Source organism: Mesorhizobium sp. WSM3866 (assembly GCF_002294795.1).
Taxonomy (GTDB): domain Bacteria; phylum Pseudomonadota; class Alphaproteobacteria; order Rhizobiales; family Rhizobiaceae; genus Mesorhizobium.
The window spans coordinates 1-22,390 of record NZ_NSGC01000012.1; the positions used below are offsets into that span (position 1 = coordinate 1).

The following is a 22,390-nucleotide window of genomic DNA, read 5'->3' on the forward strand; positions in this document are numbered from 1 at the left end:
GGACTGAGGGAAGCGATATCTTTTTCGACGGTGCAATGCGGCTTGCCAGTTCCGAGGCGGGTGCGCCGATCACGGCTTTGGCGACCAGTGTTCTTGCCTCAAATCCCGCTTCCATCACACTCAATTTGAAGGACCTTCACTTTCTCAACTCTTCCGGCATCAACCTGCTGGCGAAATTTACCATCGAGGTGCGCAAGCATCCCGATGTTCGACTTGTCGTGCGCGGAACGCCCGACATACCCTGGCAATCGAAATCACTGCCGAACCTGAAGAAGCTGCACCCCGCTCTGGTGCTTTTGATGAACTAACCTGCTTGTCCGAACTGTCGCGTGTTCTCTCGAAGCTAGTTTCGGCTTCGCTCGTAGAATGCCATCCACATTGCGGGGTTGTTGGCCTTGTCTTCCATGTTTGCAGTTGGATGACTAAAAAGAAAAACCCGCCGGCCATAGCCAACGGGCTTCCCAAATCGCCTCACGCGATCGACGATCTAAAAACGGTAGTTGAGGCTCAGCGACACAGTGTGCGTGCTGGGTTTCACGATCGTCGGTCCCACGGCCGCGCTGTCTTCCGAGAAGTCGTGCTTTGCGAAATGCGAATAGGCGTAGTCGACGCCCACCACCCATTTCTCGTTCAAAGCGTAGTCGGCTCCGAATCCAACCGTCCAGCCGGTGTAGGTACGGTCAAATTTGGCAATCCCGAAACCCGATTCGTAGCCAGTGTCGTGAAGGTGCAGGAAAGCTACGCCGCCCTTGAGGTAAGGGAGAAAATTGCCCATACCGTAGCCGGCTTTCGCCACGATGTTGCCTTGCCAGTTGGCACCGGTTTCAAAGGTTTCGTCGTCGTGGGTCGGCACAGTCTTCCTGTTGAACACTGCCACCAGTCGCGCTTCGGCTCCGAGGACGACGTTGTTGTCGAACTGGTACTGAAAGCCGATCTGCCCGCCGATCGACGCGGATGTACTATCTCCGTCATAACCAGTTGGGTCGTACGCAGGTATCGTCACATCCCCCTGCAAAAAGTTTACACCGGCGACGGCGCCGATGTAGCCGCCACTCCAGTTGTATGAAGCAGGGCCTCCAACCGAGAGGGCATCCGCCGCGAACGCTGAAGAACTAAATGCACAGTAGAGAGCTATAGAGCCTATTAGCTTTTTCAAAGTCGGACCCGCCCAGGTTGTTACAAGCAGTGGTTGTTTTAGCAGAACGTTCCGGATTGGCTGTAGCCCGACCGCAACACTCGCTTGCGAATGACGCAGGCTGAGGTTGGGGATCACGCAAACGTGAGAGCAAAGGGCGTGAATCCATGCAGGCCTGATGGGGACGGGGCTTGCCTACACCCGGAACTCGTCAATCTCGCGCTTCACGTTCTGGATGACGTCGCGGATGCCCACCTACGCTGGCATCCTTGGCGGCCGACGCAACGACTACGGCCAGCAAAAAACAACCCTTAAAGGCGCGCTAAGCCGCGCCTTCCATTCGTCGCATATGGTCGGGTTCGCCAGCAGACAACCTATTTCTATCCGGCTATGTCCGCTGGTTCTACTCCCGCGCACGGAGGCCTCCGATCAATGTGGGCGACAGCGATTCTTAGCTGCGAGACCCTGAGGGACTGAGGGAAGCGATATCTTTTTCGACGGTGCAATGCGGCTTGCCAGTTCCGAGGCAGGTGCCCCGATCACGGCTTTGGCGACCAGTGTTCTTGCCTCAAATCCCGCTTCCATCACACTCAATTTGAAGGACCTTCACTTTCTCAACTCTTCCGGCATCAACCTGCTGGCGAAATTTACCATTGAGGTGCGCAAGCATCCCGATGTTCGACTTGTCGTGCGCGGAACGCCCGACATACCCTGGCAATCGAAATCATTGCCGAACCTGAAGAAGCTGCATCCCGCTCGGTGCTTTTGATGAACTAACGTGAACGCGTCTCGATCGAGCCATCGCCCGCGACGTGCCCGCCCGGGGATGATTTCCTGATCGGTGTCCAGCTGATTTTCGGGACTGTCAGATCAGCAGCAGGCCCTTCATCGAGGCGTTGCCCTTGCGGCCGATGATGACGTGGTCGTGAACGGCGATGCCGAGCGGCTTGGCCGTGTCGATGATCTGCTTGGTCATGTCGATGTCGGCGCGCGAGGGCGTCGGGTCGCCGGACGGATGGTTGTGCACCAGAATGATCGCGCTGGCGGAAAGTTCGAGCGCGCGCTTGACCACCTCGCGCGGATAGACAGGCGTATGGTCGACCGTGCCGGTCTGCTGCACCTCGTCGGCGATCAGCCCGTTCTTCTTGTCGAGGAAGAGAATGCGGAACTGCTCGCGGGCCTCGAAGGCCATGGCCGAGCGGCAATAATCGAGAAGTTGCGTCCAGTTCGACAGAACCTCGCGGCCGCGCACTTCGCCGCGCGCCAGTGCGCCGTGGCGGCGATGACCTTGAGATCGGTCGCCACCGTCGGCCCGATGCCCTTCACTTCCTCGAGCAGGGACGCCGGCGCGCCGAGCACTTCGGCAAGCGAACCAAAGCGCGCGATCAGCGCCTTGGCGATCGGCTTGGTGTCGACGCGCGGGATCAGCCGGAAGAGAAGCAGCTCAAGCAGTTCATAGTCGGGCAGGGCGTCCGGACCGCCGGCCAAGAAGCGTTCGCGCAGACGATCACGATGGCCGTGGTAGTGCGGCTTCTCAACAGGCGCCACCTCTTTCTTCGGCGGCTCTACCCAGGCTTCAGAGAAAAACGCCCGCTCGTCCTCGACTTTTCCCATCGCCCGCCCACATCGCTGATCGAAAGAAGACCTTGCCAGAGACTAAAGCATGATTCTGAAACGCGAAACGGTTCTCGATCATTTCAAGAAAGTAGCCGGGAGCGTTGCTGGGACATATCAAGACGCCGTGACGATGAGGGCTGCATCGCCTATTGGCGAGCGTTAAACATGAGCACCTTCGGCAGCCTGCTTCTTCACCGTTCTTGCCCCGCTGACCGAAACAGCGATGCCGAGGACGACAAGGGCGGTTCCGAGAATGTGGATCGTCGTGATGGTCTCGCCGAGAAGAAGAAACGAGAGCGCGAGTGCCGCGACCGGCAGCACTGCCATGAACACGCCAGCCTCTCCGCCGCTGGCGCGCGCGGCTCCTGAATACCAGAGCCAGAAGCCGATCACGGTGGGAAAAATGCTGATATAGACTGTCGCCAATAGGGCGGCAGGTGCTGCTGCAACGGTGCTAAACGCGACAAGGGCAGCGGCGAGCGGCAAGGTCAGCACCAGTGAAATGCTGCTCATCAGCGCCGCGAGATAGAGCGGCGCCAGCGGCTTGCTGATTCTCTTGTTCAGGATAGCAAACAGTGCTTCGCCGGAAACAGCGAGGACCACCAGCAGGTTACCCGCCAGCAGCTTCAGATCGAGGCCAAAGCCCTTGGCAGAGGCGACATTGACAAGAAGTGCGCCTGCCGTGACAGCGCCGACGGCGATCCATAGCTTGGCGCCAAGCCTCTCCTTCAAGGCCAGCGTTGCAACGAGGGCAGCCAATACAGGCAAAAGGCCGTGGATGACGCTGGCATTGGCACTCGTCGTCAAGGTCAAGGCGAGGATCATTAGAATGCTATAGCCGGCGCTGCCCGCGGCCGCCTGAATCATCACAATCATATATTCCTTTGCCAAGAGCCGCGACCGCGGCGTGCTTGTCAGGAAGACGAGTCCCCAGAGGATCGGCGTCGAAATCAGGAAACGCAGGGGAACGGCGAGGAAAGGGTGCATGCCGCCGGCAATGATTTTCGAGGCCACCACGCCGGATCCGACCAGCGTCATGGCTATGGTCATGAGGGCGCCTGCAATGATGCGTTGCGAATCCATGTGTTAGCCTACGGTATAGGGGGCGCGCGAACGCGCCTCCTTCAGCGCAAGAGCCCACCACTTGAGTTGGTGGAGCATGGTTTTGACAGCGCCGGAGCTGCGCTTCGGATCGAGCGGGCCCGCACCATCGGCAAAATGCTCCCACACCCCGTGAAAGCTTACTGCGTCCCGGACGGTGACGGCGTGGAGCTCGGCAAATACCTGCCGAAGATGTTCGACGGCCCTCAACCCGCCGGAAACGCCACCGTATGAAACGAAGCCGACCGGCTTGGCGTGCCACTCTTCAGTAGCCTGGTCGATAGCGTGCTTAAGATGACCGGGCATGCTGTGATTGTATTCGGGGGTGACGACAACGAAGGCGTCTGCCTTGGCGAGCTTACTCGTGAATGCCTTCATCGCCGGTGTCGGCTCCGCCAAGTGCCGGCTGGGCAGATCAATGTCTGCAACATCGATGCGGGAAAGCTCGAAATCGCCCAGTCTCTGCGCCTCCTGGGCAAACCAGTGTCCGGCCTTGTCGCCATAGCGTCGTTCCCGCGTGCTGCCGATCAGCGCTGCGAGCTTGAGCCGTTCAGTCACTTCGCTCTCCTGTCTCAGGCCAGGAAACTGATGACACATCGGGGCGATCGATGGGATTGCTAAAAGTTGGCGCTTTCTGATCTAATTGATCGATCATGCTCGACGCGCTCACTCTCGATCAGATGCGGATGTTCCTGGCCGTGGCGGACGCGGGTAGCTTTCGCCTGGCCTCCATGCGGCTCGGTCGCGCCCAGTCGGCGGTAAGCCACGCGATTGCCAATCTGGAGACCGAACTCAAGACGGTCCTGTTCGACCGGTCGACTCGTCGGCCGACCTTGACCTCGGACGGACGGGCCCTGCTGGACGACTGTCGCTCGCTGGTTCTACGCGCCGATCTGCTGCGCGCGAAGGCGCAGGGTATGGGCAGCGGCATTGAAATCGAGCTTGCGCTGATGGTGGACACGCTTGTTCCATTGCCGGCCGTCGGCAGGACTCTTGAAGCCCTCCACGCCACCTATCCGACGGTTGGCGTCCGGTTGCAGATAGGTACCCTTGGGGAACCGATCGATTGCCTCCTGCAGGGCACGGTCGACCTCGCGATAACGGTGGGCGAAGACCTGCGCGATCCGCGCCTGGAATTCGATTCCCTCGCGCCGCTGTCGATGGCGGCGGTCGTCGGTGCTGGGCACGCTCTGGCCTTGATAGCGAAGAAAGGCCGGGTGAGTACGCCAGAGCTGGCCGATCACATCCAGATCGTCCTGATGGACCCTTCTCCTCGCTCCCATGGCCGCGACTATGGCGTGCTCTCCCAGCGCAAGTGGCGGGTGGGTAGCCAAGAGGCGAAACTGGCGTTGATCAGAGCAGGCATCGGTTGGGGGCGGCTTCCACTTTGGTTGATCGAGCAAGATCTGGTCGAAGAGCGGCTCGTGCAGCTTTCAGCCGCTGCGCTTGGTGAAAATGGGACAACGAAGAGCTGGGTCTATCTTGCCCGACGGCTCGACAAACCCTTGCTGCCAGCAGCCAGGTGCCTCAGGTCCGCGCTTCTGGCCGGAGCCGGGCTTGGGAATCCTGCCGATGCCGTGCCTGCGGCAGACTAATCCGGCAAGCCGGGGCGGTCGAGCTTCTTTGGCGACAGCGTGAAGATCTCGCAGCCGCTATCGGTGACGCCGATCGTATGCTCGTACTGTGCCGACAGTGAACGGTCGCGCGTCACCGCCGTCCAGCCGTCAGAGAGCACCTTCACATGCGGGCGGCCGAGATTGATCATCGGCTCGACGGTGAAGATCATGCCGGGCCGCATCTCGACGCCTTCGCCGGCGGTGCCGTAATGCAGGATGTTCGGCGCGTCATGGAAAAGCTGGCCGACGCCGTGGCCACAGAAGTCGCGCACCACCGAGCAGCGCTCGGCCTCGGCATAGGTTTGGATAGCGGCGCCGATCGCGCCGGTGCGAGCGCCCGGCCTGATTGCGGCGATGCCGCGCATCAGGCATTCGTAAGTCACCTCGAGCAGGCGCTCGGCGGCGCGCTTGATCGTGCCGACCGGATACATGCGCGAGGAATCGCCGTGCCAGCCGTCGAGGATGTAGGTGACGTCGATGTTGACGATGTCGCCGTCCTTGAGCGGCTTGTTGTCGGGAATGCCGTGGCAGACCACGTGATTGATCGAAGTGCAGGACGATTTGGTGTAGCCGCGATAGTTGAGCGTGGCCGGCAACGCGCCGTGGTCCATGCCGAACTCGAAGACGAAACGGTCGATGGTCTCGGTGGTGACGCCGGGCTTCACCATCGACACAAGCTCGTCGAGACAGCGCGCGGTGAGATCGCAGGCCTTGCGCATGCCCGCGAACCCTTCCTCGCCATAGAGGCGGATCTGGCCGGTGTTTCTCAAGGGGGCCGTTGCGGCGTCGAGATAGGTAACCATTCTTGTCCGTTCGCGGGTTGGCTCCTGACGCGAGCCGGTGCGGAAATTTTCTTCAGATTTGGCACTGGAAGCCGCAAGGTTCAAGGACGAAGTGCCTGCAACCGGTTTGCCGAGGGAATATTCGCTGGGCGGGCGCGTCTGGGTGTCGCAAAGCTTTCCTTGCACCATCCCTTGAGGTAGCCGGGTCAGGATGCAGGAGATTTACGCCCGTTGACGGCACCGGAACGCGCAAGATCGACGCTGCTGCCAAGCAGGACCGCGTGCTCGGCCCTGATGGCGCTGCTTGCGCTTGCGCTGGTGAGCTTCGCCCAGGCCGAGGTCTCCGCCTCGACAGCGTCTGCCCCGGGCGGCGCCGGCATCAGCGCGATGCGGCAGGGCGTAACGCTTGCCTGGCTGAGGATCGCCGGCAAGGCGCAGGCCCTCGTGCTCGGCGTCATCTTCGCCGTGCCGTCCGCCTATCTGCTGGTGGTGGTCTCGCGCATGGCCTATGAGGCGGAGACGGACCAGCCGAACCAGTAGACGCAACCTCGACAGGGCGATGCCGGTTGCATCGCCCGGTCGAACGATGTGGCTAGGGCGCCGATTTGCAGTGGCAGTCGCCGGGCCCGCACCCCACTGAGGTCACATTCCTGCGTCAAAAGCCGGTCAGAGAACTTTTCAGAACGAACGGCGTTGCTCCGCTGCGCCAGTTCGGGAGACAGGAATGGACAGGCTGCAATTCGAGGTGCCGGTGCGCATCACGCCCGCGCCCGGCCTGCCGGTCGAGGAAATTTACAGCGTCGAGCAGGCGCTCGATTTCCTGCAGAACTGGCCGAAGCGCCGGCAGGGCAAGCTTTATGACGCCGCGTTTAACGCCTGCTTCGGCGCGACCGTCGATGTGGCGAGCGCCGAGGAGGCGTGCCGGGCCTTCATGGTCTTCTGCCGGGTCAGCGGTTTGCTCGCAAGGGACATGATGTTGCCGCTGAAGCGCGGCGGCAGCGCAAGAGGGTTTCGGGAAGCGAGGGCGTGACGCTTCACCCGGCGAAAGATACTCCTCTGTAGTGCATTCCCAACTGCACGCCGCGAACGATCAACCTGGACAGGACCTCCATGTCCAGCGGCATCTCCGGGCGCCACACATCAAGCAACAAGGCGATACGCGCTTGATCGGCGCTGTTCATGACCTCGTGCTCGAAAGTGTCGTCCCACAGCAGGCATTCGCCGTCGGCGATCCGCTTTTCCTGATGGTTGATCATCATGATCGTTGCCGGGCGGCCGTCCGCCAGTTTCGGAATGACAAGGCCGAGATGAAACCTCATGATGCCGCGAAAGGGGCCGCGGTGGGGCGGGATGTGCTTGCGCGGCGCCAGGAATGAAACAGCCGCCGATTTGACCTCGGGGCATTCCGACAGCAACTGGCTGAGGGTAGGCATCTTCCCAAGGTTTTCCGGGATCGTCATGTCGTAGGCCTTGAGCACGAACATGCGCCAATCGAGGCCGTCATTGGCCGAAATCTCGGCCTGTTCCGGCATGATGTCGTGAAAACGCGGAACCCGGTTCAACTGCACCGACAGCGCTTCATCGCGAATACTCTGCCAGACGGCTGCGAACTTCGTCGCGTTGGGAAAATGCGTGGAGGCATCAAGAAGCGCCGGTGCATCTATGCGTTTTTCATAGATACGACGCACCAGATCGGTTCCAAGATCGTAGACGTTCGACATCGCATCGCCTCGACCATGTTATAATATAGTGCACGATTGCTTTCAGCTATGGGTCACGGAGATTTGTTCCGAGGCGTCAGGCAGAGGTTCGGTTTTGTATCACTGCGTCTTGGATGTCATCTGCGGGACCAGTCGTGACGCCTCGATGACTTCGGGCGTCGTGCTGTCGATCGTGCCGTCTCAACCGCCTGCGGCTGGTCGGCTGCATGCGCTGTCGTGCAACTCAGGACACTGGGGGCGATTGGGCCGCGACGTGCTGTGTCAAAAAAATTGCCAGAACGCACAAAGCCACGCCGGCAACTTGCCAGCGAGGCATTTGTTGGAACCCGATCGTCAATCAGTGGCGATCGTGTCCGCGGCCGCCGCTCTGGTGGCCGTTGTTTGCGGCACCCAGGCACTGGTTCCAGTAGCCATCGTGATTGCTGCAAGAAGTGATAATCTGCTGCTGAGCATAAGCCGCACCGGCCAAGCTGAAAACCGCGACAGTAGCCAGAATTGCATTACGAATGATGTTGGTCATTTGAGTTTCCCTTTGCTCTCATTTCCGGCAGTGCCGGTCGAGGCCGTTTTTGCAGCGATCATGTTTCGATCTGATGGTGTGCAATTTCGGCTTTGTTTCGAGGAGGCAACGGCACACGCTCCCTGTGCGTGGGATGCCTCGGACAACTCGGATCACCTCAAAACCTTCTGACCAGCTTGGTTGTGTGCGAGCGTTTCAGGGGCAACTGTTTGGTTACAGCCGGTGAGCTTGCGTGCGACGCGTCGGAAACAATCATCGACCATCTAGTACCGATCGAAAGCAGCCGAAGATCGTTCGCGGGACGGCTTCGGCACATGGAAGGATGATGAGCCATGCCGATCTTAAAAACGCTCAACCGCATGGGAGCGGCCCTGAAATATGCGCATGATGCCCAAAAAACGACGCGGATGCTGAACGGCCCGCCACGCGAAATGCAAATGGATTTTGGCTGGGCAGTTATGCCGACCACCAAGTATCTTTCTTCCAACACTTGGGACGGTATCTGACGAAATTTCAGCGTAGAGGCGGCTCAAGCCGCCTGTTGGGCAGGAAGGACAAATCCGCAGCGTGCCGATGCCATCGCCGACCGAGCCGCAGAGGTCAAGGCGAAGCTGGCCCAAGTCGATCTTGCTGCGCGATTCCTAGCCCACCCGATAGAAACCCTGCACGGCGATCCCTACCGGATTGATATCGACCACTCCACTGCTTCGTCTTGGCTCGGGAGGAGAATGTTTGGCGGCGGAAATAGACGGGCTGCTGATCGATACTCTTCGGACCAGGCTCGGCTGCTTAGGTGGCCCGGCTATTCCTTGTGCGGAACAATATACCTGACAACGCTCTCGCCGCGCGTAATCGTAACTGTCGTATAGCCGGCTGGCAAAGAGCCCGTGATGGTCGGATCGACCACCTGGCATCGGCCGACCATTCTTCCGCTAGGAGCGCCGGCGAGTTCATCTGCCAATGAGGCACGGCATTCGTTGAGGGAGGCGAAAACCCGAGGCGCCGTATTAAGCGGTTTGCAGATCGAAGCCTCGCCTGGGCTGCACAAAAGCAAAACCATCACCGCTGCCGTAGCCGGGTCCATCGTCGAAGCTCCTTTGTGGAGCTTTAAACGCTCGCGAAATCCCTTTGTTTCAGATGTTGCTAAAATACGAGGCAATTCCCGGCGACCTCGGTGGCCGGGCCTGTCGATCCTCGGGAACAAGACGCGTTAGTTCGCTGTTATTATTAGCAGGGGCTAATACGATGCCTTTTTGCGTCACCAGTGCGACTTCGGATGCTGTTCTCGAAGCCAGGAACACTGACGCTGAGATCCTTGGAGTCGTCGACCTCGCCAACAAGACTGATGCCAAGATCGGCACCATGCGCCTGGGGGAAGCTATCCAGTTCGTTGCGAATGCATCCGTGCTTGGATACGGAGTTCGCGGAGCGATGGTGTTTTACGGAAAAGCAGGAACACCGAGCCTCAGGGCGAGAGAATGTGAGCAGTTGTGGGCGCTATATGGTTTCGCACTGCTTGAGCCATAATGTCTGACTCGAGGAGCGCTGGAAGGCGTTCACGTTATGAAAAGCGCCACCGGATGACACGAGCCGCTACGGATTCGCAGAGCGGGCCTATTTCGCGGTCACCGTTGGCCGAAATACCCAGTCGCTATTTGACGTTATTGGATGATTTGCCGGGAGAGGGTGCTAAGTCGCTGACATCTGCTGGTACGCCCAAGGGGAATCGAACCCCTGTTACCGCCGTGAAAGGGCGGTGTCCTAACCGCTAGACGATGGGCGCGCTCAGACGAAGCGGCTTATAATTGCGTTGCTCGCAACCGGCAACCCATCTGCCGCCACATGCGACAACTTTTTTCGCGAGCCTGCAAAACGCATGTTTGGCAACCGGAAAACAATTCGATTGAAGGCAGGTAAGCCGCTCAGTTGTCGCCACCGCCGCCGCGCCGGCGGCAGCGCCAGTTCCAGTCGCGCTCGGGGCCGACGTCGACATGGACGGATTCGGTGTGGCAGTAGGTTCCGACGCCGCCGCGGCCCGGCATCGAACGAACATAGCTCGCCAGCTCCCACTTGGAGACGCCGGGCACCTGGATGTCGGCGGCAGCGCAATACATGTGCAGCGAGTTCTTGGCGCCGTTGGCGCGGCGGTTGCGGGCAGGGTCGCGATAGCCGGAGGTGACGATCATCTTGCGGCCGAAATGACCCTCGATCGTCTTCAGCACGCGCACCAGCGAAGGCTTCAGGCAGGCGACGTCGACACTTTCGTTCTGTCTCAAGAGCCCGTTGGGCGCGAGCCTTGCCATGCCGGCGGCCGACGCCACCTGGTAGGAGCCGCCGCCTTCGTCCTCGTTAAGATCGACGTCGCTCTCGTCGTCGATGCCGGACTTGCGCTTGATCTCGAACAGCGCCGTCTGGCGCACGCCGGGCAAGGCATCGGCGCCGGTGATGTGGTTGCTGCTGTCGTCACCGAGGGAAGCCAGTTGCACCGGCTTGTCGCCCGGGGTCGCGGAGGCGAGGGTGACGATCGGCTTTGTCGCCGGCAACGTGGTCTTGGCCTGGGCGGCGGGCTGGTCGCTGGAGCGCGTGTTGATCAGCGGGGCAGGCGCGGCCGAGGCCGGCGTGGTGCTGAACAGAGAAGCAAACAGCCCCTTCTTCGGCGCGGCGATCGGCTGCTGCTGGGGCTCGCCCGCTGTCACGTAGACGCCTTTGCTCATCGCCTGCACGGTCGCCTGCGCTTGCGATGCGACCGCGGCGGCATCGCCGGCAGCGACTTTGTCGGCGGCCGCTTTCGTCTCCTCTGCCGTCTGCGGCGGATGTACCAGCGGTTGCGGCGTGTTGCCGGCGATCGAGCCGGCGTCAGCAGGAACCGCTACCGCGGGGAAGGCTGCTCCGGGCCGGGTTTCCGGCACATAGGCGACTTTTTCAGGCAACGGTTTGTCGTCTTCGCCCATCACGGTCGATGCCGCCTCTGGGGATGCCGGGGAGGTCGACGCCGCCTGCGAGGTCGAATCGGCCGACGCCGCGGACTGGGCGCTGGAAGCCGCGCTCATCTCTGTGGCGGTTGAATTGTAGGCGGGCGTGACGACCGACATCGTCGGGTCGCCGGTCGAGGTGCAGGAGGCCAGAAGCACGGATAAAAGCGCTGCCACGATGCTGCGGCTTTCCCTTCGTGCGAGGCGCCAACCTGCTGATTTCAAAATAAAATTCCCCCTCGGCATCCGGTCCGTATGTCGTCGCCGCGGCGCTCCAGTGCCTCTGGCGGCGACCTCCTGTTCCCGAACCGGAAACGGGATCTGTATCGATCTGCAAAGCCTCGGATTTATTGTTTGTCTGCAGGCGGACTGAGGCTACGAAAACGATTAACATCACCATTTCGCCCTGTTTGGGCGGCCCGTCAACTCACCAGACATTACAGCCGGTTACACACGCACCTTGACATAGGTGCCCGGCGCGTCCCCCAAGGTTTTCATACGCTTGCCCGGTTTGCGGGCGGGCACATGGATGTTGTCCTGGCTTTCGATCCAGTGCTGCCAGTGCGTCCACCATGAGCCGGCATGCTCGTGCGCGCCGGCGAACCAGGTGTTGAAATCCCCCACCGGCTTGCCGCCGGTCCAGTACTGGTACTTGTGCGCCGCCGGCGGATTGACGACGCCGGCGATGTGGCCGGAGCCCGCGATGACATATTCGACGTCGCCACCGAAATAGCGCGAGCCGAGGAACACCGAGAGCGCCGGCGCGATGTGGTCTTCCTTCGTGGCGAGGTTGTAGACGGGGATCGTTATGTCGGCCAGCGAGACGGTGCGGCCGGCAAGCTCCATCGTGCCGCGGGAGAGATTGTTCTCGAGATAGCAATTGCGCAGATAGAAGGAATGGTTGGCCGCCGCCATGCGGGTCGAATCGGCATTCCAGTAGAGCAGGTCGAAGGGCAGCGGGTCCTTGCCGCGCATATAGTTGTTGATGACATAAGGCCAGATCAGGTCGCCCGAGCGCAGCATGTTGAAGGCGGTCGCCATCTTGGTGCCGTCGAGATAGCCCTTTTCGTTCATCGATCGCTCGACCGCGGCAACCTGGTCCTCGTCGACGAAGACCTTGAGATCGCCGGCATAGGTGAAGTCGACCTGGGTGGTGAAGAAGGTCGCCGACCTGATGCGGTGGTCGCCTTCCTGCGCCAACAGCGCGAGCGCCGCGGCCAATAGCGTGCCGCCGACGCAATAGCCGATAGCGTTGACCTCCTTCTCGCCGGTCGCCTTCTCGACCATGTCGAGGCCATATTGCAGGCCCTCGCGGATATAGGCCTCCCAGCCTTTGGCGCCGTGGCGCTCGTCCGGGTTGATCCAGGAGATGACGAAGACCGTGTGGCCCTGCTCGATGGCCCAGCGGATGAAGGATTTCTGCGGGTTGAGGTCGAGGATATAGTATTTATTGATCCACGGCGGGCAAATGAGCAGGGGGCGCTTCAGCACCGTCTCCGTCGTCGGATCGTATTGGATGATCTCGGCGACATCGCTGCGGCCGATGACCTTGCCGGGTGTCGTGGCGATGTTCTTGCCGATCTCGAACGGCGCGTAGTCCGCCTGGCGCAGCTTCAGGTCGCCCCTGCCGGCGGCGATGTCCTCGGCCAGCATCTTCATGCCGCGCACCAAATTCTCGCCGTTGGAGGCGACGGTCTCGCGGAACAGCTCGGGATTGGTCAGAATGAAATTCGACGGCGCGATGGCGTTGGACACTTGCTTGACGTAGAAGCTCGCCTTGTGGCGGGTGTGCTCGTCCAGGCCCTCGGCATGATCGACGAGATCGGAGGCCCAGCGCGAGGTCACGAGATAGGCCTGTTTCAGGAAGTCGAAGAAGGCATTGCGGCCCCATTCCGGATCCTGGAAGCGCTTGTCGCCGCGCTCGGGCTTGACCGCGTCCTCGGGGGCTTCGGCGTTGGGGCTGGGGCTGACCTTCTGGATGGCGTTCGCCCAGACCGTCATGTAGCCGGCGAACAGCCGCGTCTGCGCTTCAAGCGCGCGCTGCGGGTCGGCCAGCCAGTACTCCGAGAGCTTGGAGAAGGTCTTGACCATGTCGACCACGGGTTCGGCGACGTGGTCGCGCACCTCACCCTTTTCGCGCGGCTCGGCCCAGGCGGAGGCCGCCTTGCCGGCCTGCTCGATCATGCGCGCCATGTTCAACGCGAAGCGTTCGGGATCTTTCACCAGATATTGCTCGACGGTCGAAGGTCCGCCATTTTCCGCTTTGTCCGAATCGGGCGCTTTGGACATGGTTCGCGGGGTTCCTCCCGGAGCGTTTTCTTGACATATTACCATGGGACATCTGACCGGGTCCAACACGCTCTAACCCGGCTGCCAGGAAAACAATATGACGATTAATGTTGGCGGGACTTATTTTCTCGGCGCCGGTTCGATTTGCCGCATCGCCGCCGCAGCCGCGGTGCTATGCACGCCGTTGCTTGCGGGCGGCTGCGAGACCAGCAGCAACACCAACAATGCGAGGCCGACCGCGGTGACCGAGGGGCCGAAGGACACCGGCTCCTATCCGAACCTCAACATTCCGCCGCCGGTAGCCGCCAAGCAGCTGACGAAGGAAGAGACTGCCGCCAAGCTTGCCCAGCTCAAGGCCGAGCAGCAGGCGCAGCTCGCCAAGGGCGGCCGCGCGAAGCCAGCCGCCAATACGGCGGCGCTGAACACGCTCGCCAGGACGCATGGCGACGACGCGCTGAAGCAGATCGAAGGCAAATGCGATCCTGCCCTCGACCCTAACTGCAATTAGGTCTATATCGCGCGCCGAAAAGCGCCCCTTTGATCGTCTGGAACTCCAATGGAAGAATTTCACAAGGTCCGCCGGCTTCCGCCTTACGTGTTCGAGCAGGTGAATCGGCTGAAGGCCAGCGCCCGCTCGCGCGGTGCCGACATCATCGACCTTGGCATGGGCAATCCGGACCTGCCGACGCCGAAGGCCATCGTCGACAAATTATGCGAAGTGGTGCGCGATCCGCGCACGCATCGCTATTCGTCCTCGCGCGGCATTCCGGGCCTGCGCCGGGCCCAGGCGAACTACTATGCCCGCCGCTTCGGCGTGAAGCTCAATCCCGACACGCAAGTGGTGGCGACGCTCGGCTCGAAGGAGGGCTTTGCCAACATGGCGCAGGCGATCACCGCGCCCGGCGACGTCATCCTGTGCCCCAATCCGACCTATCCGATCCACGCCTTCGGCTTCATCATGTCGGGCGGCGTCATCCGGTCGCTGCAGGTGGAACCGGATGACGGCTTCATCCCGGCGGTCGAGCGCGGCATCCGCCACTCGATTCCGAGGCCGCTGGCGCTGATCCTCAACTATCCGTCGAACCCGACGGCGCTTGTCGCCTCGCTCGATTTCTACAAGGACGTGGTCGCCTTCGCGAAGAAGAACGACATCATCATCCTGTCGGACCTTGCCTATTCCGAGATCTATTTCGACGGCAATCCGCCGCCTTCGGTGCTCCAGGTTCCAGGGGCGATGGATGTCTGCGTCGAGTTCACCTCGATGTCGAAGACTTTTTCCATGCCCGGCTGGCGCATGGGCTTCGCGGTCGGCAACGAGCGGCTGATCGCGGCGCTGACGCGCGTCAAATCCTATCTCGACTACGGCGCCTTCACGCCGATCCAGGTGGCGGCGGCGCATGCGCTCAACGGCGACGGTGCCGACATCGCCGAGGTGCGCGAGGTCTATCACAAGCGGCGCGATGTGATGGTCGATTCCTTCGGCCGTGCCGGCTGGACCATTCCGGCGCCGGCGGCCTCGATGTTCGCCTGGGCGCCGATCCCGGAACAGTTCCGCCAGCTCGGCTCGCTCGAATTCTCCAAGCTGCTCATCGAGCACGCCGACGTGGCGGTGGCGCCGGGCATCGGCTTCGGTGAGCACGGCGACGATTTCGTTCGTGTGGCGCTGGTCGAGAACGAGCACCGGATCCGCCAGGCGGCGCGCAACATCAAGCGCTTCCTGGCCTCGACCGCCAAGCAGCCCAACAATGTTGTGCCGCTCACCGCGCGCCGCTGAATTCACCGCACATCACACCGACCAATCTTTGAGGGGCGTCGCCGGACATGGCTGAAGCGTTGCGTGTTGGAATTGCCGGCCTTGGCACGGTGGGCGCCTCGGTGGCGCGCGTGCTCAACGACAAGGCCGCCGAGCTCACCCGCCAGTGCGGTCGCGACATTGTCGTCACAGCGGTTTCGGCGCGCGATCCGAAGCGGGACCGCGGTGTCGATCTGGGCGACACCAAATGGTTCGACGATGCCGCGAAGATGGCCGAGAAGGCCGACATTGATGTCTTCGTCGAGCTGATCGGCGGCGACGAAGGGCCAGCGCGTGCATCGGTGAAGGCGGCGCTCGAGGCCGGCCGCCATGTCGTGACGGCCAACAAGGCGCTGTTGGCCAAGCACGGCGTGCAACTCGCCGAGATCGCCGAGAAGAAGGGCGTGCTGCTCAACTACGAGGCTGCGGTGGCCGGCGGCATCCCGGTCATCAAGACGATGCGCGAGGCGATGGCCGGCAACCAGGTCACCCGCGTCTTCGGTATCCTCAACGGCACCTGCAACTACATTCTGACCCGCATGGAGGCCGAAGGCATCTCTTTCGATGCCTGCCTCAAGGACGCGCAGCGCCTCGGCTATGCCGAAGCGGACCCGACCTTCGACATCGAAGGCCATGACACGGCGCACAAGCTGTCGATCCTGACCAGCCTTGCGTTCGGCACGAAGATCGCCGCCAACGACATTTACATGGAGGGCATCTCCAACATCACCCAGGCCGACATTCGCGCCGCAGCCGAGCTCGGCTATCGCATCAAGCTGCTCGGCGTCGCGCAGCGCACCGACAGCGGCATCGAGCAGCGCGTGCATCCGACCATGGTGCCGACGGCCTCGGTCATCGCGCAGGTGCATGGCGTCACCAATGCCGTGGCGATCGAGACCGACATCCTGGGCGAGCTTTTGCTCTCCGGCCCCGGCGCCGGCGGCAATGCCACCGCCTCGGCGGTGGTCGGCGACATTGCCGATATCGCCAAGAGCCGGCCGGGCTTCCAGCACGGGCCGGTCTTCGGCTGGCCGGCGAAGGAATTGAAGCCCTACAGGAAAGCGCAGATGCGCAGCCATGCCGGCGGCTATTTCATCCGGCTGACCGTGCACGACCGCATCGGCGTCTTCGCGGCGATCGCCAAGCGCATGGCCGACAACGATATTTCACTGGAATCGATCGTCCAGCAGGCCGCCGGGCCGGCTACCGAAGCGCAGAAGACCGTCATCCTCGTCACCCACGAGACAACGGAAGCGGCGGTGCGCAAGGCGGTCGAAGGCGTCACCAAGGACGGCCATCTCACCGACAAGCCGCAGGTGATCCGTATCGAGCGGGCGGAATAGTTCGAGTGATACTTCACCTTTAATCGATTGATATTGCTGCCATTTCAAAAATTGAAATGGCAAGTCTTGCCGTTGTCATGGAGCTTTGCCAGAAGAAGCGCGCTTCTGGCGGGAGGCAAAGCGCAGTTTCAACGAGGAATGCCCATCCATGAACATGGCCCAAAACATCGCAGCCGGCCTCGATCGTATCCTAACCATGGAAGTGGTGCGTGTGACCGAAAGGGCCGCGGTCGCCGCTGCCAGGCTGCGCGGTCGCGGCGATGAGAAGGCGGCCGACCAGGTCGCGGTCGATGCGATGCGCCAGGAACTCAACCGGTTGGCCATCAAGGGTACCGTGGTCATCGGCGAGGGCGAGCGCGACGAGGCGCCGATGCTCTATATCGGCGAAGAGGTCGGCACCGGCAAAGGCCCGGCGGTCGACATCGCGCTCGATCCGCTCGAAGGCACGACGATCTGTGCCAAGAACCTTCCCAACGCGCTTGCCGTCATCGCCATCGCGGAAAAGGGCAGCCTGCTGTTCGCGCCCGACGTCTACATGGACAAGATCGCCATCGGGCCGGGATACCGGGACAGCCTGATCGACATCGACGCGCCGCCGGCCGAGAACATCGCCAATCTCGCCAAGGCCAAGGGCGTGGCGGTGCCCGACATCACCGCCTGCATCCTCGACCGGCCGCGCCATGCCAAGCTGATCGACGCGGTGCGGGCCACGGGCGCCGCCATCCGGCTGATCGGCGACGGCGACGTCGCCGGCGTCATCCACACCACCGATTCGGAAGAGACCGGCATCGACATCTATCTCGGCACCGGCGGCGCGCCGGAAGGGGTGCTGGCCGCGGCGGCGCTTCGCTGCACGGGCGGACAGATGCAGGGCCGGCTGATCCTCGACACGCCGGAGAAGATTGCACGGGCCGAAAAGATGGGCATTTCGGATCCGAAGCGGGTCTATCGCGCGCAGGACATGGCGCGCGGCGACGTGCTGTTCGCGGCGACCGGCGTCACCGACGGCAATCTGCTCGGCGGGGTGAAGTTCGGGCGCACCTTCATCACCACTCACACCATCGTGCTGCGCTCGTCCTCGCGCACAGTGCGCGAGATCAAGGCGCGCCACCAGGATCTGGAAAAGTTCTGATTTCGTCCTTGTAGACACTTTCGCGCAATTACGGTCGGAGCGCCCTTCCACAGTTTTCCGGGGTGGTTCGCTTTCCCGGAATTGCTAGGGCTGTCGCATCTTGATATCTGCCGAAAGATGGTGTGCAGACGGCGCGTCTCATGATGGGCGAGAGACGCTTCTTCCTCGATGTCAGGCAGTCGGCGACCGGTGTTTCCTGGGAGCACCGGCTGACCGAGCGGCAGGACATGGCCGCTTTGGCCATCGCGCAGGGCCATGGCGTGCCGGACATCGTCGCAAGGGTGCTGGCTGGGCGCGGCGTGACGGTCGAGCAGACCGAGCGCTTCCTCGATCCGACCATTCGCGAGCTTTTGCCGAACCCGGCCTCGCTGACCGACATGGAGAAGGCGGCGGCGCGCATCGCGGATGCGGTCGTGGCCGGCGAGAGGGTGGCGATCTTCGGCGACTACGATGTCGACGGCGCCGCGTCGTCGGCGCTGCTGAAGCGCTTTCTGGCGCATTTTTCGGTGCCGTCCGAGATCTATATCCCCGACCGCATCTTCGAAGGCTACGGCCCGAATCCGGAAGCTATGCGCGAGCTGATCTCGCGCGGCGCGAAGCTGATCGTCACCGTCGACTGCGGCACCAACAGCGCCGTGTCGATCGAGGCGGCGAAAGATGCCGGCGCCGACGTCGTGGTGCTCGACCATCACCAGGTCGGCGGACCGCTGCCGGCGGCGGATGCGGTGGTCAATCCGAACCGGGAGGACGACCTTTCGGGGCAGGGGCATCTCTGCGCCGCCGGTGTGGTCTTCCTGTGCCTAGTGCAGACGGCGAAGGTGCTTCGTGAACGCTTGCCGAACGCCGCGCCGGTCGATCTGCTTTCGCTGCTCGACCTCGCCGCGCTGGCGACCGTTTGCGACGTGGTGCCGCTCACCGGCGTCAACCGCGCTTTCGTAGTCAAGGGGCTGCAGGTGGCGCGCCAGCAGAAGAATGAGGGGCTGGCGGCGCTTGCGCGGGTCTCGCGCATCGGCGAGCCGATAAATACCTTCCATCTCGCCTATCTGATCGGGCCGCGCATCAATGCCGGCGGGCGCATCGGCGATGCCGCGCTCGGCAGCAGGCTGCTTGCCACCGAGGATCCCGTTGAAGCCACAAGCATTGCCGAGACGCTCGACCGGCTGAACCAGGAACGGCAGCAGATGGAACTGGAGATGCTGGCGCAGGCGCGCGCCGAGGCCGACGCGGAGCTTGCCGGCGGCACCGGCCCTGGCATCGTCGTGACCGCCAGCAACAGCTGGCATCCCGGCATCGTCGGGCTGCTGGCCTCGCGGCTCAAGGAACATGCGCGCCGTCCCGCTTTCGCCATCGCCTTCAATGCCAATGGGATCGGCACCGGCTCGGGGCGCTCGGTCTCCGGTTTCGATCTCGGCCGGCTGGTGCGCGAGGCGGCGCAGGCCGGCCTGATCGCCAAGGGCGGCGGTCACGGCATGGCGGCAGGCATCACCGTGGAACGTGCCAAGCTCGGCGCGCTTCGGGCTTTCTTCGAGGAGCGCGCTGCGGCGGATGTGTTCCGGCTGCAGAGCGAGGAAAGCCTCGCGATTGACGGCGCGTTAGCCGCCGAGGGCGCGACGCTGGCGCTTCTCGACGCGCTGGAGAAAGCCGGCCCGTTCGGCGCCGGACACATCGCGCCGGTGTTTGTGCTGCCGCGCCACAGACTTATCGATGCGCGGCCGATCGGCACCAACCACATCCGCGCCGACCTGCAGTCGCAAAGCGGCGGCAACCTCCAGGCGATCGCGTTCCGCGCCGTCGACACCGCGCTCGGCGAATTCCTGTTCAAGAACAGGGGCAAGACCGTGCACATAGCCGGTTCGCTGTCGGGCAATTACTGGAACGGCAACCGCTCAGTGCAATTCCGCATCACAGATGCCGCGATTGCTTGACTGACGCTTCGGATCAGGCGAGCACCGTCTGCAGCCGCCGCAATTCGCTGATCTGGGACATGGTCGCCTGATAGCCGATGCGGATCGCCTCGTCGGCGCGGTGGAACTCGGTCAGTCCGATATGGCTGAGCTTCGGCTGCAGCGACATGTCGGGCGGATCGCCGGCGAGCCTGGCGCGCGAAATCCGGTCCTGGATGATGTTGAAGGCCTCGACCATGACGCCGGTGATGCCGAGGCGGGTCTGGTGCGGCGGGTGCTGGGGATTGACCTGACCGGGACGCGGCGCGTCGTTCTCGATGACGAGTTCGCCCGCGCTGTGCTTGATCACCGCGGCACGCCCAAACAGATCGTAGTGGAGGTTGACGGCAACGACCAGCGGCTGTTCGTAAGCACGGCAGACCGAGACCGGCACCGGATTGACCAGCGCGCCGTCGACCAGCACGCGCCCGTTGCAGTTTACGGGCTCGAAGACGCCGGGCAACGCGTAGGACGCGCGCATGGCGGTGATGAGCGAACCTTTCGACAGCCAGATTTCGTGGCCGGTGCGGATTTCGGAAGCGACGGCGACGAAGGGCTTCGACAGTTCCTCAAAACGGATACCGTCGACATGTTCGCGCAGCCGCGCATCGAGCTTCATGCCGCCGAACAGGCCGCTGCCGCGCAGATTGAGATCGAGCAGTCCGAAGAGGCGCCGCTTGTTCAGGCTTCTGGCGAACTCTTCCAGTTCGTCCAATTTGCCGGCAAGATAGCAGCCGCCGACCAGCGCGCCGATCGACGTGCCTGCGATCATCGAAACTTCGATGCCGGCTTCGTCCAGCGCGCGCAGCACGCCGATATGGGCCCAGCCACGCGCACAGCCGCCGCCGAGCGCCAGCGAGATGCCCATCTTCTTCGCCGATTTCGGATCGAGCACGCCGCCGGACGATGCAAGGCCGTTGGCCTCCTGAACGTCAGGTCTGCTGCGCAATGACGCCCATTCGAGCATCATGATCTCCCTTGTCCCGTGTCCCTTCTATCACAAGGATGTTTGAGAATAGTGAATATGAGTGGTTTGTGAATATCGAATGGTTCACACCGGCTTCCGATACGTTTCTTGCGCATCGAACAGCGGCTTGCTGCCATCGTCGGCAAGCACCGCCTTGCCGTCGCTGAGCCCCACCGTCCGATAAAAGCAGGAACGCCTACCGGTGTGACAAGTTGCGTCCTGGCCCAATACTTTGACGCTCAACCAAATCGCGTCCTGGTCACAATCCGTGCGCATCTCGACGACGCGCTGGACGTTGCCCGACGTCTCGCCCTTTTTCCACAGCGCGTTGCGGGAACGCGACCAGTAGTGGGCGATGCCGGTTTCGAGCGTCAGCGCCAGCGCCTCGGCATTCATATGCGCGACCATCAAAAGCATGCCGTCGCCGGCGTCGGTGACGACGACGGTCACGAGGCCGGCAGCATCGAAGCGCGGAGAAAGGACGGTGCCTTCCTCCAGCGCCTTCTTGTCTGCCGGGGCTTTGGGAAATTGCAGTGCCGACATTGCCGGTTCGTCTTTTTGTTGGACCATGATCTTATCCGAAAACCGGGTCCCGCTTTTCGGGACCATGGTCTGAAGGCCGGCAGCAGGCGGCGATCAGGCACGCACCATGGTGACGAAGCGCACCTGTTCCTCGGGCGTGTCCTTGAAGACGCCGGTGAAGGTCGAGGTGAGCGTGGTCGAATCCTGCTTGCGGATGCCGCGCATGGCCATGCACATATGCTCGGCCTCGATCATGACGGCGACGCCGCGCGGGTTGAGCACGTCCTGGATGACGCCTGCGATCTGCGCCGTCATTGCTTCCTGCGTCTGCAGGCGATGGGCGAAGATGTCGACGACGCGCGCGATCTTGGACAGACCCACGACCTTGCCGTCCGGCAGGTAGCCGACATGCGCCTTGCCGATGATCGGCACCATGTGGTGCTCGCAATGGGAGTGGAACTTGATGTCCCTGACGATGACGAGATCGTCATAGCCGGCCACTTCCTCGAAAGTGCGGCCAAGCTCCTCGGCCGGGCACATGTCATAGCCGTTGAACATCTCGCGAAAAGCCTTGGTGACGCGCTTCGGCGTGTCGACAAGGCCCTCGCGATCAGGGTTGTCGCCGGTCCAGCGCAAAAGCGTGCGCACGGCGGCTTCGACCTCGGCCTCGCTTGGGCGATCGGTGACAGGCTTCTCCATGTAGGAGGAAGGGGGCATGAGTTTCTTGATGACGGCATCCATAAAGGCGTCTCCCGTAGTCCCACTCAAAGGTGGGACGAGTTGAACGGACCACGACCTTTCGGGTGAAACTCGCCCGGTTTCCAGCCCGTAAGCGGCGTGAACAGATGAGCAATGACAATGGCTTGAGTTTGCCTTGTCGATGCCCGGCTGCCATCATTATATATGGTCGTGCACAGCGAAAGGAAGACGCAACAGCG

At 62.2% G+C, this 22,390-nt stretch carries 22 protein-coding genes, 1 tRNA gene and 1 pseudogene; 12 read left to right on the plus strand and 12 right to left on the minus strand.

Annotated features, from left to right (window positions below; translation table 11 throughout):
* A partial coding sequence (locus tag CK222_RS24205) for a hypothetical protein (RefSeq protein WP_141247121.1) occupies positions 1-308 on the plus strand: 308 nt, incomplete at its 5' end.
* Positions 309-487: 179 nt separating this feature from the next.
* On the opposite strand, the gene CK222_RS24210 is transcribed toward CK222_RS24205, so the two are convergent.
* Complete coding sequence (locus CK222_RS24210) at positions 488-1,156, minus strand: outer membrane protein (RefSeq protein ID WP_176477735.1); 669 nt, start codon at positions 1,154-1,156, stop codon at positions 488-490.
* A 466-nt stretch (positions 1,157-1,622) separates the two neighbouring features.
* Between CK222_RS24210 and CK222_RS24215 the strand changes: the two genes are divergently transcribed.
* Positions 1,623-1,904, plus strand: a complete 282-nt coding sequence (locus tag CK222_RS24215) for a hypothetical protein (RefSeq protein ID WP_095802153.1) — start codon at positions 1,623-1,625, stop codon at positions 1,902-1,904.
* A gap of 96 nt (positions 1,905-2,000) precedes the next feature.
* Here CK222_RS24215 and radC read toward each other — a convergent pair.
* From radC to CK222_RS24230, 3 genes and pseudogenes are all read right to left on the minus strand, one after another.
* A pseudogene (gene radC, locus CK222_RS24220) lies at positions 2,001-2,749 on the minus strand (DNA repair protein RadC).
* A 162-nt stretch (positions 2,750-2,911) separates the two neighbouring features.
* Complete coding sequence (locus tag CK222_RS24225; RefSeq protein ID WP_095802154.1) at positions 2,912-3,835, minus strand: DMT family transporter; 924 nt, start codon at positions 3,833-3,835, stop codon at positions 2,912-2,914.
* Between the two features lie 3 nt (positions 3,836-3,838).
* On the minus strand, positions 3,839-4,411 hold the full coding sequence (locus tag CK222_RS24230) for an NAD(P)H-dependent oxidoreductase (protein ID WP_095802250.1): 573 nt from the start codon (positions 4,409-4,411) through the stop codon (positions 3,839-3,841).
* A gap of 95 nt (positions 4,412-4,506) precedes the next feature.
* Between CK222_RS24230 and CK222_RS24235 the strand changes: the two genes are divergently transcribed.
* Positions 4,507-5,448, plus strand: a complete 942-nt coding sequence (locus CK222_RS24235; protein WP_095802155.1) for a LysR family transcriptional regulator — start codon at positions 4,507-4,509, stop codon at positions 5,446-5,448.
* On the opposite strand, the gene map is transcribed toward CK222_RS24235, so the two are convergent.
* Complete coding sequence (gene map / locus CK222_RS24240; RefSeq protein WP_067000098.1) at positions 5,445-6,272, minus strand: type I methionyl aminopeptidase; 828 nt, start codon at positions 6,270-6,272, stop codon at positions 5,445-5,447. The genes CK222_RS24235 and map overlap by 4 nt on opposite strands.
* Before the next feature lie 210 nt (positions 6,273-6,482).
* Between map and CK222_RS24245 the strand changes: the two genes are divergently transcribed.
* Entirely contained in the window at positions 6,483-6,791 is a 309-nt protein-coding gene (locus CK222_RS24245) for a hypothetical protein (RefSeq protein ID WP_141247122.1), read from the plus strand.
* Positions 6,792-6,975: 184 nt separating this feature from the next.
* Positions 6,976-7,281 (plus strand): DUF982 domain-containing protein, encoded by a 306-nt coding sequence (locus tag CK222_RS24250; RefSeq protein ID WP_067325334.1) that lies wholly within the window; start codon positions 6,976-6,978, stop codon positions 7,279-7,281.
* Between the two features lie 4 nt (positions 7,282-7,285).
* Here CK222_RS24250 and CK222_RS24255 read toward each other — a convergent pair whose 3' ends face one another.
* Positions 7,286-7,972 carry an aspartyl/asparaginyl beta-hydroxylase domain-containing protein gene (locus CK222_RS24255; protein ID WP_095802157.1) on the minus strand — a complete coding sequence of 229 codons (687 nt, stop codon included), beginning with the start codon at positions 7,970-7,972 and terminating at the stop codon, positions 7,286-7,288.
* Between the two features lie 145 nt (positions 7,973-8,117).
* Here CK222_RS24255 and CK222_RS31885 point away from each other — a divergent pair, with 145 nt between their 5' ends.
* Both CK222_RS31885 and CK222_RS32500 read left to right on the plus strand, forming a co-directional pair.
* Positions 8,118-8,663: a hypothetical protein gene (locus CK222_RS31885; protein WP_141247123.1), complete on the plus strand. Its 546-nt coding sequence runs from the start codon at positions 8,118-8,120 to the stop codon at positions 8,661-8,663.
* Positions 8,664-8,824: 161 nt separating this feature from the next.
* The gene (locus tag CK222_RS32500; protein WP_095802158.1) at positions 8,825-8,998 is read left to right on the plus strand and encodes a hypothetical protein; all 174 of its coding nucleotides are present in this window, start codon (positions 8,825-8,827) and stop codon (positions 8,996-8,998) included.
* 1,202 nt (positions 8,999-10,200) lie between these two features.
* Here CK222_RS32500 and CK222_RS24275 read toward each other — a convergent pair.
* The 3 genes from CK222_RS24275 to phaC all read right to left on the minus strand — a co-directional run bounded on the left by CK222_RS24275 (position 10,201) and on the right by phaC (position 13,753).
* Positions 10,201-10,275: transfer RNA gene (locus tag CK222_RS24275), tRNA-Glu, on the minus strand.
* Positions 10,276-10,414: 139 nt separating this feature from the next.
* On the minus strand, positions 10,415-11,710 hold the full coding sequence (locus tag CK222_RS24280) for a YcbK family protein (protein ID WP_095802161.1): 1,296 nt from the start codon (positions 11,708-11,710) through the stop codon (positions 10,415-10,417).
* Positions 11,711-11,911: 201 nt separating this feature from the next.
* Positions 11,912-13,753 (minus strand): class I poly(R)-hydroxyalkanoic acid synthase, encoded by a 1,842-nt coding sequence (phaC, locus tag CK222_RS24285; RefSeq protein WP_095802162.1) that lies wholly within the window; start codon positions 13,751-13,753, stop codon positions 11,912-11,914.
* A 97-nt stretch (positions 13,754-13,850) separates the two neighbouring features.
* Between phaC and CK222_RS24290 the strand changes: the two genes are divergently transcribed.
* The 5 genes from CK222_RS24290 to recJ all read left to right on the plus strand — a co-directional run bounded on the left by CK222_RS24290 (position 13,851) and on the right by recJ (position 19,945).
* A complete protein-coding gene (locus tag CK222_RS24290) occupies positions 13,851-14,261 on the plus strand; it encodes a hypothetical protein (RefSeq protein WP_067328042.1) in 411 nt (136 codons plus the stop codon).
* Between the two features lie 48 nt (positions 14,262-14,309).
* Entirely contained in the window at positions 14,310-15,527 is a 1,218-nt protein-coding gene (locus tag CK222_RS24295; RefSeq protein WP_067000132.1) for an LL-diaminopimelate aminotransferase, read from the plus strand.
* 47 nt (positions 15,528-15,574) lie between these two features.
* A complete protein-coding gene (locus CK222_RS24300) occupies positions 15,575-16,888 on the plus strand; it encodes a homoserine dehydrogenase (protein ID WP_095802163.1) in 1,314 nt (437 codons plus the stop codon).
* Between the two features lie 148 nt (positions 16,889-17,036).
* On the plus strand, positions 17,037-18,020 hold the full coding sequence (gene glpX, locus CK222_RS24305; RefSeq protein ID WP_095802251.1) for a class II fructose-bisphosphatase: 984 nt from the start codon (positions 17,037-17,039) through the stop codon (positions 18,018-18,020).
* Between the two features lie 140 nt (positions 18,021-18,160).
* Positions 18,161-19,945, plus strand: coding sequence for a single-stranded-DNA-specific exonuclease RecJ (gene recJ, locus CK222_RS24310; RefSeq protein WP_095802164.1), 1,785 nt, complete (start codon positions 18,161-18,163; stop codon positions 19,943-19,945).
* A gap of 13 nt (positions 19,946-19,958) precedes the next feature.
* Here recJ and CK222_RS24315 read toward each other — a convergent pair whose 3' ends face one another.
* The 3 genes from CK222_RS24315 to folE all read right to left on the minus strand — a co-directional run bounded on the left by CK222_RS24315 (position 19,959) and on the right by folE (position 22,193).
* Positions 19,959-20,930 (minus strand): patatin family protein, encoded by a 972-nt coding sequence (locus tag CK222_RS24315; RefSeq protein WP_095802252.1) that lies wholly within the window; start codon positions 20,928-20,930, stop codon positions 19,959-19,961.
* Positions 20,931-21,014: 84 nt separating this feature from the next.
* Positions 21,015-21,473, minus strand: a complete 459-nt coding sequence (gene hisI, locus CK222_RS24320) for a phosphoribosyl-AMP cyclohydrolase (protein ID WP_095780902.1) — start codon at positions 21,471-21,473, stop codon at positions 21,015-21,017.
* A gap of 93 nt (positions 21,474-21,566) precedes the next feature.
* Positions 21,567-22,193 (minus strand): GTP cyclohydrolase I FolE, encoded by a 627-nt coding sequence (gene folE, locus CK222_RS24325; protein WP_067328045.1) that lies wholly within the window; start codon positions 22,191-22,193, stop codon positions 21,567-21,569.
* Positions 22,194-22,390: the final 197 nt, after the last annotated feature.

Bases quoted from the DNA above. Each gene is read 5' to 3' on its own strand.
- CK222_RS24225 (WP_095802154.1), bottom strand. From the start codon at position 3,835: ATGGATTCGCAACGCATCATTGCAGGCGCCCTCATGACCATAGCCATG.
- CK222_RS24235 (WP_095802155.1), top strand. From the start codon at position 4,507: ATGCTCGACGCGCTCACTCTCGATCAGATGCGGATGTTCCTGGCCGTG.
- map (WP_067000098.1), bottom strand. From the start codon at position 6,272: ATGGTTACCTATCTCGACGCCGCAACGGCCCCCTTGAGAAACACCGGC.
- CK222_RS24250 (WP_067325334.1), top strand. From the start codon at position 6,976: ATGGACAGGCTGCAATTCGAGGTGCCGGTGCGCATCACGCCCGCGCCC.
- CK222_RS24255 (WP_095802157.1), bottom strand. From the start codon at position 7,972: ATGTCGAACGTCTACGATCTTGGAACCGATCTGGTGCGTCGTATCTAT.
- CK222_RS31885 (WP_141247123.1), top strand. From the start codon at position 8,118: ATGACTTCGGGCGTCGTGCTGTCGATCGTGCCGTCTCAACCGCCTGCG.
- CK222_RS32500 (WP_095802158.1), top strand. From the start codon at position 8,825: ATGCCGATCTTAAAAACGCTCAACCGCATGGGAGCGGCCCTGAAATAT.
- CK222_RS24280 (WP_095802161.1), bottom strand. From the start codon at position 11,710: ATGCCGAGGGGGAATTTTATTTTGAAATCAGCAGGTTGGCGCCTCGCA.
- phaC (WP_095802162.1), bottom strand. From the start codon at position 13,753: ATGTCCAAAGCGCCCGATTCGGACAAAGCGGAAAATGGCGGACCTTCG.
- CK222_RS24290 (WP_067328042.1), top strand. From the start codon at position 13,851: ATGACGATTAATGTTGGCGGGACTTATTTTCTCGGCGCCGGTTCGATT.
- CK222_RS24295 (WP_067000132.1), top strand. From the start codon at position 14,310: ATGGAAGAATTTCACAAGGTCCGCCGGCTTCCGCCTTACGTGTTCGAG.
- CK222_RS24300 (WP_095802163.1), top strand. From the start codon at position 15,575: ATGGCTGAAGCGTTGCGTGTTGGAATTGCCGGCCTTGGCACGGTGGGC.
- glpX (WP_095802251.1), top strand. From the start codon at position 17,037: ATGAACATGGCCCAAAACATCGCAGCCGGCCTCGATCGTATCCTAACC.
- recJ (WP_095802164.1), top strand. From the start codon at position 18,161: ATGATGGGCGAGAGACGCTTCTTCCTCGATGTCAGGCAGTCGGCGACC.
- CK222_RS24315 (WP_095802252.1), bottom strand. From the start codon at position 20,930: ATGCTCGAATGGGCGTCATTGCGCAGCAGACCTGACGTTCAGGAGGCC.
- hisI (WP_095780902.1), bottom strand. From the start codon at position 21,473: ATGTCGGCACTGCAATTTCCCAAAGCCCCGGCAGACAAGAAGGCGCTG.
- folE (WP_067328045.1), bottom strand. From the start codon at position 22,193: ATGGATGCCGTCATCAAGAAACTCATGCCCCCTTCCTCCTACATGGAG.